The sequence below is a fragment of the Nonomuraea sp. NPDC004354 genome, from assembly GCF_053602555.1.
On record NZ_JBSGDV010000005.1, the window covers coordinates 192,299 to 205,214 of the forward strand.

The 12,916-nt window shown below is 72.3% G+C and carries 15 protein-coding genes; 3 read left to right on the plus strand and 12 right to left on the minus strand.

Annotation, left to right across the window (positions count from 1 at the left end):
* Positions 1-2 precede the first annotated feature (2 nt).
* The 12 genes from ACWENQ_RS18145 to ACWENQ_RS18200 all read right to left on the minus strand — a co-directional run bounded on the left by ACWENQ_RS18145 (position 3) and on the right by ACWENQ_RS18200 (position 10,274).
* Positions 3-644, minus strand: a complete 642-nt coding sequence (locus ACWENQ_RS18145) for a DUF6084 family protein (protein ID WP_449922501.1) — start codon at positions 642-644, stop codon at positions 3-5.
* Complete coding sequence (locus tag ACWENQ_RS18150) at positions 637-1,266, minus strand: DUF5947 family protein (protein ID WP_452415196.1); 630 nt, start codon at positions 1,264-1,266, stop codon at positions 637-639. The genes ACWENQ_RS18145 and ACWENQ_RS18150 overlap by 8 nt, the downstream gene beginning before the upstream one ends.
* Entirely contained in the window at positions 1,263-1,829 is a 567-nt protein-coding gene (locus ACWENQ_RS18155; RefSeq protein ID WP_452415197.1) for a NifU family protein, read from the minus strand. Before ACWENQ_RS18155 ends, ACWENQ_RS18150 begins: the two co-directional genes overlap by 4 nt.
* Before the next feature lie 12 nt (positions 1,830-1,841).
* Positions 1,842-3,629 carry a nickel-dependent hydrogenase large subunit gene (locus ACWENQ_RS18160; protein ID WP_449922497.1) on the minus strand — a complete coding sequence of 596 codons (1,788 nt, stop codon included), beginning with the start codon at positions 3,627-3,629 and terminating at the stop codon, positions 1,842-1,844.
* Positions 3,630-3,645: 16 nt separating this feature from the next.
* Positions 3,646-4,719 (minus strand): NADH-quinone oxidoreductase subunit B family protein, encoded by a 1,074-nt coding sequence (locus ACWENQ_RS18165; RefSeq protein WP_452415199.1) that lies wholly within the window; start codon positions 4,717-4,719, stop codon positions 3,646-3,648.
* 28 nt (positions 4,720-4,747) lie between these two features.
* Positions 4,748-5,440 (minus strand): D-sedoheptulose-7-phosphate isomerase, encoded by a 693-nt coding sequence (locus ACWENQ_RS18170; RefSeq protein ID WP_452415200.1) that lies wholly within the window; start codon positions 5,438-5,440, stop codon positions 4,748-4,750.
* Complete coding sequence (locus ACWENQ_RS18175) at positions 5,437-5,664, minus strand: HypC/HybG/HupF family hydrogenase formation chaperone (protein WP_354922254.1); 228 nt, start codon at positions 5,662-5,664, stop codon at positions 5,437-5,439. The genes ACWENQ_RS18170 and ACWENQ_RS18175 overlap by 4 nt, the downstream gene beginning before the upstream one ends.
* Positions 5,661-6,275 carry a D-sedoheptulose-7-phosphate isomerase gene (locus ACWENQ_RS18180; RefSeq protein ID WP_452415202.1) on the minus strand — a complete coding sequence of 205 codons (615 nt, stop codon included), beginning with the start codon at positions 6,273-6,275 and terminating at the stop codon, positions 5,661-5,663. Before ACWENQ_RS18180 ends, ACWENQ_RS18175 begins: the two co-directional genes overlap by 4 nt.
* 386 nt (positions 6,276-6,661) lie before the next feature.
* Entirely contained in the window at positions 6,662-7,510 is an 849-nt protein-coding gene (locus tag ACWENQ_RS18185; protein ID WP_452415204.1) for a universal stress protein, read from the minus strand.
* A gap of 121 nt (positions 7,511-7,631) precedes the next feature.
* Positions 7,632-9,416, minus strand: coding sequence for a DUF3152 domain-containing protein (locus ACWENQ_RS18190; protein ID WP_452415206.1), 1,785 nt, complete (start codon positions 9,414-9,416; stop codon positions 7,632-7,634).
* 34 nt (positions 9,417-9,450) lie between these two features.
* Positions 9,451-9,705: an FAD-dependent oxidoreductase gene (locus tag ACWENQ_RS18195; RefSeq protein WP_452415208.1), complete on the minus strand. Its 255-nt coding sequence runs from the start codon at positions 9,703-9,705 to the stop codon at positions 9,451-9,453.
* A gap of 53 nt (positions 9,706-9,758) precedes the next feature.
* The gene (locus ACWENQ_RS18200) at positions 9,759-10,274 is read right to left on the minus strand and encodes an NAD(P)/FAD-dependent oxidoreductase (RefSeq protein WP_452415209.1); all 516 of its coding nucleotides are present in this window, start codon (positions 10,272-10,274) and stop codon (positions 9,759-9,761) included.
* A gap of 63 nt (positions 10,275-10,337) precedes the next feature.
* Here ACWENQ_RS18200 and ACWENQ_RS18205 point away from each other — a divergent pair, with 63 nt between their 5' ends.
* Genes ACWENQ_RS18205 through ACWENQ_RS18215 form a run of 3 tightly spaced genes read left to right on the plus strand, consistent with a single transcriptional unit; the run spans position 10,338 to position 12,916 of the window.
* Entirely contained in the window at positions 10,338-11,690 is a 1,353-nt protein-coding gene (locus ACWENQ_RS18205; protein ID WP_452415211.1) for a Tm-1-like ATP-binding domain-containing protein, read from the plus strand.
* Positions 11,687-12,508 carry a phosphoenolpyruvate hydrolase family protein gene (locus ACWENQ_RS18210; protein ID WP_354922272.1) on the plus strand — a complete coding sequence of 274 codons (822 nt, stop codon included), beginning with the start codon at positions 11,687-11,689 and terminating at the stop codon, positions 12,506-12,508. The genes ACWENQ_RS18205 and ACWENQ_RS18210 overlap by 4 nt, the downstream gene beginning before the upstream one ends.
* Entirely contained in the window at positions 12,509-12,916 is a 408-nt protein-coding gene (locus tag ACWENQ_RS18215) for a cupin domain-containing protein (protein WP_452415213.1), read from the plus strand. It begins immediately after the preceding gene.

Genomic DNA, 12,916 nt, shown 5'->3' on the forward strand with positions numbered 1-12,916 from the left:
GGTCACGACGTCGCCTCCTTCGCCCGCGCCAGCAGCGCCTCCACGGTGTCGTCCCACGTCGCCAGCGCATGGGCGGACTTGAACAGGTGCAGGGCGCGCAGCGTGTCCGTGCGCAGCCGCAGCCATCCCTCCCCGGGGAAGTAGCGGTCCATCAGCTCCCGCCAGACCGCGACGGGCAGCCGGTGGCGGGTCTCGCGGTCCCACGGCACCTGCTCCACGGCGAAGCCGGTGGGCGTCCTGGCGAAGACGGTGCCGCTGAAGAGCAGCAGGAGCGGGATCTCGCCGTCGTCGAGCGCGGCGAAGTACTTGCCCGCCGCCACCTCCAGGTCGTAGGAGACCGGCACCGGCAGATCGACCTCCGTCGACCCGGTGAATCCCGGCACCATGAGCGAGACGGTGGCGAACTGCAGCGGCCGAAGCGTCTCTCCCCAGCGCGACGGCGCGCCGAACAGATCGGTGAGCAGCTCGGCCTCGGCGGCGGAGTAGCGGCGCCGCTGGGGCTCGATGCGGATCTGGCAGCGCAGCGCGACGGCGTGCACCGCGCCGCCGCCCGCCTCGCTGACGCGCAGCGGGAAACGCAGCGTCGGCGCCGCCGCGAACCGGTCGGCACGGGCGTCGAGGCAGGTGAAACCCAGGTCAGCCATGCTCGGTCCCCACCTCGCGGCTGCGCGCCCGCAGCTCGCCGAAGAAGGCGTCGATGGCCTGCCAGGCCTCCTGACCGCCGTCGAAGCCCTTCCACGTGGTCCTGACCAGGCCGACCAGCTCGTAGCAGGCGTCGATGGGCACCAGGTGGCACACGAAGCCGCCGGGCCGCCGGTCCACCAGCAGCGCCTCGACATCGGGGGCGGCGTCGGCCAGCGCGGGGTTGGCCGCCATGATCCTCTCCCACGTCGACAGGGAGAGCTGCGACTCGGTCGCCCCGCCGGGGCTCGGATAGAAGGCGACCGTACGGCCCAGCGCCGAGTTGTGGAAGAAGAACGCCATGCGCACCGGGATCTGCAACTCGTCCCAGTCGGCGACGGACATGGCGAAGCGCGGCGCGTACAGGTAACGGTCCGGCACCGCCAGATACCGGCCCATGGCCGCGCCCGGCACCGTGAACAGCAGGTAGCAGCCGCGGCACGCGCACATCAGGGCCCTGCTCTCCACGTTGACCACATGGCGGTGCCCGGCGTCGATCGGTTCGGCGCACAGCTCGCAGCGCTCGCCCGCGACCGGAACCCCGGCGGGGCGCGGCTCGCGGAAGCGCCGCAGCCCGGTACTCATGGCAGCGCCCCCTCCGGCACCGGACAGGGTCCGGGCGGCGGGTGCGTCTGGATCTGGTACAGCTGCTCGCCCGGCTCGACCACGCCGTCCACCTCGACGCGGGCCACCTCAGGCGCCGCCCTGGCGATCGCCTGCTCGATCGCCGACGTCACCGTGACCCGCGAGGAGGGACAGCCGTGGCAGGTGCCCGCCAGGCGCAGCCGTACGACGCCCGGCTCCTCGATGCCGACCAGCTCCACGTCGCCCGCGTGGCTGCCGAGGTAGGGCCGGACCCCCTCGAGAGCCGCCCGCACCCGCTCCTCGGTGCTCAGCGGGTGGAGGTCGTGCACCACGAGCAGGCCGGAGACGAGGTCGTCGGCGACGAGCCGGCGAAGCGTCTCGGCCTCCCCGGACTCGGCGACGACCTCCATGATGCGCTCCAGCGCCGCGCCGTACAGCTCGACCAGCACCCGCACCAGCTCCTCGGCCTTGTCGCGGATGGCCTCGTCGCTGAGCGCGCCCAGCTCGGCGAGCAGCACCTCCACCCGCTCGCCTGCCGTGACGGCCTCGATCCTCCCAGGCATCGCACCACCCCGTCAGGACCCGCCGAAGGCGTGCGGGCTGTGCAGCTTGCGCAACTGCCTGCCGCCGCCCAGGTACATGTGGACCCCGCACGGCAGGCACGGGTCGAAGCTGCGGACCGTCCGCATGATGTCGATGCCCTTGAAGTTCTCCGGCGCGTTCTCCTCGAAGATCGGCGTGTTCTGCACGGCGTCCTCGTACGGCCCCGGCGTGCCGTAGGAGTCGCGGACGCTGGCGTTCCACGGCGTCGGAGGATAGGGGTGGTAGTTGGCGATCTTGCCGTTCCTGATCACCATGTGGTGGGACAGGACGCCCCGCACCGCCTCGGTGAAGCCGCAGCTGATCGCCTCCTCGGGCACCGTGAACGGCGCCCAGGTCTTGGTGTGTCCGGCGCGCACCTCGGCCAGCGCCTGCTCGACGAAGTACAGCGCGCACGCCGCGGCGTAGGCCTGGAAGTACGTCCTGGCCCGGTTGCGTTCGATGGTGTTGGAGTACAGCTCCCCGCCGCGCTCGGGGATCTTCCACTCGAAGGTCGTCTCGGGCCTGGTGGCGGAACGCGGCAGGTTGATGAGCACGCTGTGGCCCGTGGCCTTGACGTAGCCGATGTCGACCAGTCCGGACAGCGCCGTGGACCACAGCCTCGCGAGCGGGCCGCCCCCGGTGTCCAGTGCGAGCATCTCCTTGCCGTCGAACCAGCGGGGCGACATGACCCAGCTGTACTTGTCGGTGAAGTCGCGCTTGCGCGGATGCGGGATGGTGTGCTGGTTCCACGGATGCCGCATGTCGACCGGGTTGCCCAGCGGGTCCTGGGTGACGAACGGCTCCTGGTCCTCCCAGTCGTCGTAGTACGAGCTGCCCAGCAGGATCCTGATCCCGAGGTTGATGTCGACGAGGTCGTTGGTGACGACCCTGCCGTCCATGACGACGCCCGGGGTCACGAACATGCGCCGGCCCCAGTCGCTCATGTTCTCGTAGGTGAAGTCGCAGTACTCCGGGTCGTTGAGGCTGCCCCAGCAGCCCAGCAGCACCCGCCGCCTGCCGACCTGCTCGTAGCCGGGGATGGCCTCGTAGAAGAAGTCGAACAGGTCGTCGTGCATGGGCACCACGCGCTTGAGGAACTCCACGTAGCGCATGAGCCTGGTCAGGTAGTCGGTGAACAGCTGCACGGTGGCCACCGTGCCGACGCCGCCGGGGTAGAGCGTGGAGGGGTGCACGTGCCTGCCCTCCATGAGGCAGAACATCTCCCTCGTGGTACGGCTGACCTGCAGCGCCTCGCGGTAGAACTCGCCCTCGAGCGGGTTCAGCGAGCGCATGATGTCGGCGATGGTCCGGTAGCCGTGCTCGCCCGCGTGCGGCGCCTCGGTGCGTTCGGCCTGCTCCAGCACGCCGGGATTGGTCTCGCGGACCATCTTCTCGCAGTAGTCGACCCCGACCAGGTTCTCCTGGAAGATGTTGTGGTCGAACATGTACTCGGCCGACTCGCCCAGATTGATGATCCACTCGCCGAGGTGCGGCGGCCGCACCCCGTAGGCCATGTTCTGGTTGTAGACCGAGCAGGTCGCGTGGTTGTCGCCGCAGATCCCGCAGATCCTGCTGGTGATGAAGTGCGCGTCCCTGGGGTCCTTGCCCTTCATGAAGATGCTGTAGCCGCGGAAGACCGACGAGGTGCTGTAACACTCGGCGACCCGCTGGTTCCTGAAGTCCACCTTGGCGTAGATGCCCAGGCTTCCGACGATCCGGGTGATCGGATCCCATGCCATCTCGACGAGTTCCTCGCCGGCCTGCTGTGGTGTGGTCGTCATGTCAGCCTCGCTGGGGTTACCAAGGGGCCCTGTAGCCCGTGAGCAGCTCGCGGCCCTTCCGGCGCCACCTGGGTTCCTTGTCGACGGTGCGCTGGGTGACGTGGCGCAGGGTGCGGATCATCGCACCGTAGGCTTCGCTGGCCGTCGAGGAGATCTTGGCTCCGGGCGGCTCGTCCATGAACGGCATGAACTTGTCGGGGAAGCCGGGCATCGTGCAGGCGATGCAGATGCCGCCGACGTTGGGGCAGCCGCCGATGCCGTTGATCCAGCCCCGCTTGGGGACGTTGCACTTCACCACCGGACCCCAGCAGCCGATCTTGACCAGGCACTTCGGCGAGCCGTACTCGGTGGCGAACTGTCCCTGCTCGAAGTAGCCGGCCCGGTCGCAGCCCTCGTGCACCGTCTGCTGGAACAGCCACGTGGGGCGCAGCGCCTCGTCCAGCGGGATCATCGGGGCCTGCCCGGCGACCTGGTAGAGCAGGTAGAGGATGGTCTCCGACAGGTTGTCGGGGTGGACCGGGCAGCCGGGCACGTTGACGATCGGCAGACCGGCCTTCGAGCGCCAGTCCCAGCCGAGGTAGTCGGCCACGCCCATGGCGCCGGTCGGGTTGCCGGCCATCGCGTGGATGCCGCCGTAGGTCGCGCACGTCCCCGCGGCCAGGATGGCCGTCGCCTTGGGCGCGAGCCGGTCCAGCCACTCGCTGGTGGTCATCGGCTGACCGGTCTCAGGGTTGTTGCCGAACCCGCACCAGTAACCCTCGCTCTTGATCGACTCGTTGGGGATCGAGCCCTCCACCACCAGCACGAACGGGTCCAGCTCGCCGCGGTCGGCCTTGTAGAACCATTCGATGAAGACGTCGGCGCCCTGCATGGGGCCGCACTCGAAGTCGATCAGCGGCCAGTGCACGGCGATCCGCGGCAGACCTGGCAGGGCCCCGAGCGCGATCTCCTCGATGCTCGGCTGGGTCGCAGCGGTGAGCGCGACGGAGTCGCCGTCGCAGCTCAACCCCGCGTTGATCCACAGAATGTGGAGGAGAGGCTCCTCCTGTGCCTGTGATGTGGTCTCTTGCGACTCGGTCGGCGCGCTCATGCGCCTCACCACCTCGCGGGTCTGGTGTTCAGCTGGAACGCGGCGGCGGCACCGCGCCCCGCCGCCCGAGCGCGTCCTGGGTGAGCTCCCAGAGCGCGTGGTAGACCGTGGTCTGGGCCTCCTGGATGCGGTGCACCGAGGACGACGGGACCACGAACAGGTGGTCGATCGTGCCCAGCTCGGCCATCTGGCCGCCGTCGTAGCCGGCCAGCCCAACGGTGATCATGCCGCGTCTGTCCGCCTCCTGGAATCCGGCGATGAGGTTGCGGGAGTTGCCGCTCGTCGACAGCCCGAACGCGATGTCCCCCGCGCGGCCCGAGGCGGCCAGCTGCCGGGAGAAGACCACCTCGAACCCGATGTCGTTCGACAGCGCCGTGACCACCGCCACGTCCGCGGTCAGCGCGAACGCGGGCAGCGGCCGGGCGGCCTGCCCCGTGCCGAGCGAGCCCGGGTTGAGGAACAGGGCGGCCACGTCCTGGGCGTCGGTGGAGCTGCCCCCGTTGCCGAAGGCGAACAGCCGCGCCCCCGCCTCGAAGGCGGCGGCCATGACCTGCGCGCAGGCGGCCATCCGGGCGCCGTCGCGCTCGAGGACGCTCTGGCGCAGGGCGACGATCTCGCCGGCCTTGTCGACCGTGGACTGGCGCACCGCGGTCAGCACGGCGTCCAGATCGCTCCCGCCCGAGTAGAGGAACGGGTACAGCGACTCCATCGGCTCACTCACGTCGGGCCCTCCTCGACGACCACCGCGATGGCCTCCTTGGCGTGCACCAGGACCGTGTCACCGACCCGGGCCGTCACCAGGGCCACGCTCACCTCCTCGGTGCCCTGCCCGGTGTCCACCACGGCCAGGCCGTCCTCCAGCAGCCTGACCACCGTCACCGGCACCGCCTCGTCGGAGCAGGTGACGCACACCTCCTCGTGGCAGGCCCTCCCGTCGGCGCTCATGCGACCACCTGAGGGTCGAGCACGCCAGGCTGTTCGAAGAACACGTGAACCAGCTCCCACAGGATGTGGTACGTGGTGACGTGCACCTCCTTGATGATCCGCGGATCGGTGGAGCGGGCGATCAGGACGTGGTCGACCGAGGGGCTGCGGGCGATCTGCCCGCCGTCGCCGCCCACCAGTGCCAGGGTCAGCATGCCGAGCTCCCTGGCGCTCTCCAGCGCCTTCAGCACGTTCACGCAGTGCCCGAACGGCGAGACGCCCAGCGCCATGTCCTGGCCCGCCGCCAGGTGCCTTAGCTGGTGGGCGAAGACCTCGTCGAACCCGGCCTCGGCGGCGATCCCCGTGATCGCGGCCACGTCGCCGGTCAGCGAGAACGACGGCAGCGCGCGCTTGCCGACGATCACCGGATGCACGAACTCGACCGCGATGTGCTGGGCGTCGGTGGCGGACTCCCCGTTGCCGAAGACGATGAGCCTGCCACCGCCGTGGAATCGCGTCGCCATGGCGTGACAGGCACGTGCCACCTTCTCGGCCTCGTCGGCGAGGCCGCAAGCGGGTTCTACGCGGCGTGCGAAGACCTCCGAGACGGAGGCCAGGACCGTCTGGTCCATAGCGGACCACTTCCCCCACGTTGCGCGCTTCTTGATTCTCGTGCTGGAACGTCCCCCGTTTACCGACCGTACGCCAGGGCGAGACGGCCGAAAGAAAACAGATGTCGGAAATTTCGCAAAGTTGGGATCCATCCGCGAAACCTCCGGCGAGCTGCGCGAACGCCCGCCACTGTCGATCGGGAGGCGGTCGCCGCTGTCCCTCTGGCGACGGTCATCGCGGTCGGTTCGGAGGCGGTCGCGGCTGTCCCTCTGGCGAGGGTCATCGCGGTTGATCCGGGGACGGTCGCGGCTGTCATCTGGCGAGGGTCATCGTGGCCCGGCCATCGGGGCGCGCCGGTGGTGCGGGCGGGTGGACGCGCCCGCGGCGGGGCCGTTCGCCGCCCGGGTCAGGCCGGGGTGCGGACGACCGCCACCGGGCCCGGCGCGCGGTGGAGCAGGGCGTGGGAGACCGAGCCGAGCACCATCCCCGCCAGCCCGCCGCGCCCCCGCGAGCCGATCACCAGCAGGTCGGCGCCGCGCGCCGCCTCCGTCAGCGCGTCGACGGGATGGCCCTTGACGACCTCGGGAATGACGGTGACGTCCGGATAGCGTTCGCGCCGGCCGGCCAGCGTCTCCTCCAGCTGCCTGAGCTGGCTCTCCTCGACCGAGCCGCCCCCGCGCGACGGCGGGATCCGGCCGCCGGCCTCGTGCCTGCTCCACACGTGCAGGACGCGCAGCTCCGCCCCGCGCAGCGCCGCCTCCCCGAACGCGAACTCCAGCACCGGCCCGCCGCGCGGGGAGCTGTCGAGGCCGGCCAGGATCTCCCCGCTCGAGGCGGCCGGGTTCTCCCGCACGACCACGACATGGCAGGCGGCGTGCCCGGCCACGCCGTAGGCGACGGAGCCCACCAGCAGCCCGCGCACGGCACTCAGCCCGTGGTTGCCGACCACCAGCAGATCGGCCCGCTCGCTCTCGCGGATCAGCGCCTCGCGGGGATCACCGGGCAGGATCTTCGCCTCCGCCTTCAGCTGCGGCTGCAGGCGGCGGGCCGTCTCGACACCGGCGGCCAGCACGGTCTCGGCGCCCTGCCGCATCCACTGCGCGACCTCCGCGTAACGGCCGGGCCCTGCCTCGGCCGCCCAGCGGTGGATGGCGTGCACCACCCGCAGCGGCACGTCCCGCAGCGCGGCCTCGTTCGCCGCCCAGGCGACGGCCTCCAGACCGGCGCGCGAACCGTCGACACCAACGACGATCATGAAAGTCTCCCTTCGACCGCGCTCCCACGGGACGGCCAGGAGCGCTCCCACGGGACGGCCGGGAGGAGGACACGCACGTCCCAAGGGCCGGAGAACCTCGGGCCCGAGGACCTCCGTCAGGTCAACCATTCCCCGCCGGCGGGCGCGGCCACGGGTTCGGCAGGCAGCGTTCGAGTGACTTCGACTGCTGCACCATGACCGGCGCGGGCAACCCCCTGCTGGGACAGTGCGCGTGGGAATGGCCGAGCCCGTGCCCGACCTCGTGGTTGATCACGTACTGCCGGTAGGCGGTCAGATCGCCGCGATAGGACGGGACGCCGACCGCCCAGCGCAACGCATTGATGACCGACCTGCGGCCGTTCCAGCACGACAGCTCGCCGCCGGTACGCAGCGGCAGGCACTGCGCGTCGGTGGTCAGCGGGCTGGTCAGCGCGACGCTCAGCCGTACCGGCGGGTGGTCGACCCGGCGGAACCTGCCCCAGCTGCGCGGGTCGTTCAGCGTGGCGTGCACGGTTGCGGCGAACGCGGCGGGAGCGAAAGGGAGGCCGCCCTCCACCTCCACGAGGTAGCGGACCACCGGTCCGCGCCCCTTCCTCGGCGCGGCGCCGCCCGCGACCACCCGGTAGGCGCCACTGCCCCTCCTGGGCACCCTGACGTACGGCGTGGCCTCCTCGCGAGCGGCTCCGGCGCGCCCCACGTCCGCACCGGCCATGCCATAGGGGACGACCCCGCGCCCGACCTGGCCGAACGGCACCAACCAGTGTCCGGTGGGGTCGGACGGCACGGCTTCACGATGGATCGGGTCGTACGGTGCGATCCCGCGACCGGTCGGCCCGAACGGCGAGGCTTCACGATGGTTCGGGCCGTAGGGTGCGATCCCGCGACTGGTCGGCCCGAACGGCACGACCTTGCGCCCGACCTGGCCGAACGGTTGGGCCTCGCGAGCGGTCCGGCCGTACGGGACGGCTTCGCGGCCACTCCCGCCGGGCGGCAGGGACCGGCGGCCACCCCGGCCGAACGGCTCCACATCGCTGCTGGGCAGGCCGTTCGCTTCGGCTCCGAAGCCCGACAGACCGAACAGACCGGAGAGACGGGACAGGCCACGCAGGGAGAGAGGCCGACCGGGCATGCGGGGTAGGGCGAGAGGCAGGCCCGGCATGTGGGCCAGTCCGGGCGGGGCGGGAGGCTGATCGGGCAGGCGGGGTAGGGCGGGAAGCAGGCCCGGCATGTGGGCCAGTCCGGGCGGGGCGGGAGGCCGATCGGGCATGCGGGGTAGAGCGGGCATGCGGGGTAGGGCGGGAAGCAGGCCCGGCATGTGGGCCAGTCCGGGTAGGGCGGGAAGCAGGCCCGGCATGTGGGCCAGTCCGGGTAGGGCGGGAGGCCGGCCGGGTGTGTAGGTCAGTTCGGGCGGGACGGGAGGCTGATCGGGTATGCGGGTCAGGCCAGGCAGGCCGTACCGGCCGGGCAGACGGGGCCAGCCGCGCAGGCCGTGCCGGCCGGACTGGCGGGAGGGGCCGGGCCAGGTGGGCCGGTCAGGGCGCAGGCCCGGCGGTAGGGACAGGCCGAGCAGACCGGCGGGGCTGGTCAGGCCGGTCGGGCTGATCGGGCCGGTCGGGCTGGCGGGGCTGGTCGGGCCGGTTGGGCCGGGCAGACCTGGCAGGAGGGGCAGGGCGGGCAGGACGCCGGGACTGGCCTGATCGAGGCGGGCCTGGTCGAGCCGGGCGCGATCGGGACGGGCGTGGTCGGGGCGGCGGCGCGGGGCGGACTGGGCGCGAGGGATCTCCGGGCGGACGCCGGGCCTGGCGGGTTCGATCACCGGCGGTGACGTTCCGGCCGTCGGCACCAGGGCGGGCGCCCCGCACCCGGCCGGCAGGAAGGCCACGGCAGCGAGCGCCAGAGCGCGCACGTCATCCCCCTCGGATCGCTGGGGGAGTCACCGATCATAGACCGTAGGGCGCCAGGTCGAGCGGAGGCTTCTCGCCCATGGCGAGCGTGGCGGCCAGCAGGCCCGCGTAGGGGCCCGCGGTCAGCCCGTAGGCGCTCATGCCGGTCGCGACCACCACTCCGTTGGCGACCCTGGCGATCAGCGGCCGGCCCGCGGCCATGACGGGACGCAGCCCGACCCGCGCCTCCACCGGAGTAGCGGCGCCCAGCCCGGGGGCCACGGCCATCGCGCCGGACAGCACCTCGGTCACGCCCGCGACCGTAGTCCGCGGATCGAAGCCGGCCTCCTCCACCGTCGCGCCCATCACCACCCGCCCTCCGGGGAAACCCAGGAGGTAGGGGCCGCGCCCCGCCGTACCGCGGCTGCCAGCAGGTCGTCGCGCACCGCGCGCCCGTCGACGCGCGCCGCGCCCGGCACCAGCAGCGCCTTCAGCCGGGGATCGAGCGGCGGGAACAGTTCGGCGGGCCGGTCGACCGCGGTGACCTCGCCCATCTCCGGCGCGCCGGCACGCCTGGCGGCCAGCAGCGCGCGCACCGGCTCGAGCTCCGCCCGGTCCCGCGCCACCAGCAGCGCGCCCACCCGGGCGTGGCCGCCCGCCGCCGGCGGCAGGTCCGTGTAGTGGCGCGCGCCCTCGCGGGCCAGCAGGTACCAGGCCTCGTCGTCCTCGTGGTCCATCCACGGGCACACGATGCCCGCGCCCGCCGGTGTCGCGGCGCCGGGGCGGCCCGCGTCGACCACGGTCACGGCCACACCGCGGTGGGCCAGGTGGTAGGCGGCGGCCGCGCCGACGATTCCGCTCCCGATCACGGTGATCCTCATACCTCGATGATCTCAAAAGGGTTAGGTTGGCCGAGGGGGCGGCGCGGAGCGGAGGTGCGCGGAATGGCAGTGGTACTCATCGGCACACTCGACACCAAGGGCATCGAGTACGGCTGGCTGCGGGAGCGGCTGGCCGACCTCGGCGCCGAGGCGATCGTCGTCGACGTGGGCCTCGGCCCGGAGAGCACGGGCCCCGGCAGCGCCTTCGGCGCGCCCGCCTCCGCTTCGGCCGAGGACATCTCCAACGAGCGTGTCGCCGCCGCGGCGGGCGCCGACGTGGCCGCCCTGCGCGCGGCGGGCGACCGGGGCGCAGCGGTCACCGCCATGGGTGAGGGCGCCGCCCGGGTGCTGGCCGAGCTGCATGAGGAGGGCCGCGTCGACGGCGTGCTCGCCGTGGGTGGCAGCGGAGGGTCGGCCATCGCCGCGCGGGCCGTCAGGGACCTGCCGATCGGGCTGCCGAAGCTGATCGTGTCCACCATGGCCGCTGGGGACGTCTCGCCGTATGTCGGGGCGAAGGACGTCACGATCATGTACAGCGTGGTCGACATCGCGGGCATCAACCGGGTCTCACGCCTGGTCCTGGGCAACGCGGCGGCGGGGATCGCGGGCATGGCGGCGGCCTACGCCGCCCGCACCGCGGCCGAGGCCGCGGCGGCGGTGCGCGGCCCACGCATGGGCACAGGCATGGGAACGGGCACGGACGCCGGCACGGGGGCGGGCACGGGCACGAAGGCGGCGATCGGGACGGCGCGGGCTGACGACAGGCCGCTGGTTGCCGCGTCGATGTTCGGCGTGACCACGCCCGCCGTCGACGCCGCCCGCGAACGCCTCACCGAGCTCGGCTACGAGGTGCTCGTCTTCCACGCCACCGGCGCCGGCGGCAGGGCCCTGGAGGGCCTGGCCGACAGCGGCCTGCTCGCCGGCGTCCTCGACCTCACCACCACCGAACTGGCCGACGACCTCGTCGGCGGCGTCCTGTCGGCGGGGCCCGACCGGCTGACCGCGGCCGGACGCCGCGCGATCCCGCAGGTGGTCGCCCCCGGCGCGCTCGACATGGTCAACTTCGGGCCGGCCGACACGGTGCCCCCGCGATTCGAGGGGCGCGACTTCCACGTGCACAACCCGACCGTCACACTCATGCGCACCACTCCCGAGGAGATGGCCGAGCTGGGCCGCCGCGTCGCCGCCAAGCTCGCCGCCGCGACCGGTCCGGCCGCGCTGTTCGTGCCGCTGCGCGGCGTCTCCGCGCTCGACGCGCCCGGCATGCCGTTCCACGACCAGAAGGCCGACGACGCCTGCTTCGCCGCGCTGGCCGCCTACCCGGACACGACCCGGCTCGACCTGCACATCAACGACCCGGCCTTCGGCCGCGCGATGGCCGACCGGCTGCACGACCTGATCAGGGGTGAGGGATGAACCGCCAGACCGTACTCGAACGGCTCCGCCGTACCGTCTCCGAAGGCCGGCCGGTGATCGGCGCCGGCGCGGGCACGGGCCTGTCGGCCAAGTGCGCCGAGGCCGGCGGCGTCGACCTGATCATCATCTACAACTCGGGGCGCTACCGGATGGCAGGGCGCGGCTCCCTGGCGGGGCTGCTGCCGTACGGCGACGCCAACCAGATCGTCGTCGACATGGCGGGCGAGGTGCTGCCCGTGGTCAAGGACACGCCCGTGCTGGCGGGCGTCTGCGGCACCGACCCGTTCAGGGTGATGCCGCGCTTCCTCGACTCGCTCAAGGCGATGGGCTTCGCGGGCGTGCAGAACTTCCCCACCGTCGGCCTGTACGACGGGGTGTTCCGGCAGAACCTCGAGGAGACCGGCATGGGCTTCGACCTCGAGATCGAGATGGTACGGCTGGCGCACGAACGCGACCTCGTCACCGCCCCCTACGTCTTCGACGCCGCGCAGGCCCGCGCCATGGCCGAGGCGGGGGCCGACGTTCTGGTGCCGCACGTCGGCCTCACCACGAAGGGCTCGATCGGCGCGGGCACGGCCCTGTCGCTCGACGAGGCCGTGGCCGCCGTGCAGGAGATGCGCGACGCCGCGGCGGCGGTCAGGCCGGACATCCTGGTGCTGTGCCACGGCGGGCCGATCGCCGAGCCGGCCGACGCCGCGTACGTGCTGTCGCGCACCAAGGGGGTCGTCGGCTTCTTCGGCGCCTCGTCCGTCGAGCGGCTGCCCACCGAGATCGCCATCACGCGGCAGGTGGCCGCCTTCAAGAATCTGGAGATCTAGATGCTCGTGAGCCCGTCCCACGTCCCGACGATGACCTTCGACTGGGGGTCCATCAAGTGGTTCGTCACGCCGTCCGCGATCCCGGGGGCGGCCAGCACGCTCGGCGAGGTCATCGTCAACCCGGGCCGGGGGCACGCCCGGCACAACCACCCCAACGCCGAGGAGATCATCTACGTCATCTCCGGGGAGGCGATGCAGATGGTCGACGACGGGGAGCCGTTCCCGATCAGGGAGGGCGACACCGTGCACATCCCGGCGGGAGCGTTCCACTCGACGTTCAACACGACGTGGCGGCCGTTGCGGCTGATCGTCACCTACACGCCCGGCGGGGAGGAGAAGGCGCTGCAGGGCGCCCCCGACTACTGCCTGCACGAACCCGGCGACATCGCCGAATGGCGCCAGGTCTGA

Coding starts and splice junctions, on each gene's coding strand:
- ACWENQ_RS18215 (WP_452415213.1), top strand. CDS start 12,509: ATGCTCGTGAGCCCGTCCCACGTCCCGACGATGACCTTCGACTGGGGG.
- ACWENQ_RS18175 (WP_354922254.1), bottom strand. CDS start 5,664: ATGAGCGCCGACGGGAGGGCCTGCCACGAGGAGGTGTGCGTCACCTGC.
- ACWENQ_RS18180 (WP_452415202.1), bottom strand. CDS start 6,275: ATGGACCAGACGGTCCTGGCCTCCGTCTCGGAGGTCTTCGCACGCCGC.
- ACWENQ_RS18185 (WP_452415204.1), bottom strand. CDS start 7,510: ATGATCGTCGTTGGTGTCGACGGTTCGCGCGCCGGTCTGGAGGCCGTC.
- ACWENQ_RS18200 (WP_452415209.1), bottom strand. CDS start 10,274: ATGAGGATCACCGTGATCGGGAGCGGAATCGTCGGCGCGGCCGCCGCC.
- ACWENQ_RS18165 (WP_452415199.1), bottom strand. CDS start 4,719: ATGAGCGCGCCGACCGAGTCGCAAGAGACCACATCACAGGCACAGGAG.
- ACWENQ_RS18150 (WP_452415196.1), bottom strand. CDS start 1,266: ATGAGTACCGGGCTGCGGCGCTTCCGCGAGCCGCGCCCCGCCGGGGTT.
- ACWENQ_RS18145 (WP_449922501.1), bottom strand. CDS start 644: ATGGCTGACCTGGGTTTCACCTGCCTCGACGCCCGTGCCGACCGGTTC.
- ACWENQ_RS18160 (WP_449922497.1), bottom strand. CDS start 3,629: ATGACGACCACACCACAGCAGGCCGGCGAGGAACTCGTCGAGATGGCA.
- ACWENQ_RS18155 (WP_452415197.1), bottom strand. CDS start 1,829: ATGCCTGGGAGGATCGAGGCCGTCACGGCAGGCGAGCGGGTGGAGGTG.
- ACWENQ_RS18205 (WP_452415211.1), top strand. CDS start 10,338: ATGGCAGTGGTACTCATCGGCACACTCGACACCAAGGGCATCGAGTAC.
- ACWENQ_RS18210 (WP_354922272.1), top strand. CDS start 11,687: ATGAACCGCCAGACCGTACTCGAACGGCTCCGCCGTACCGTCTCCGAA.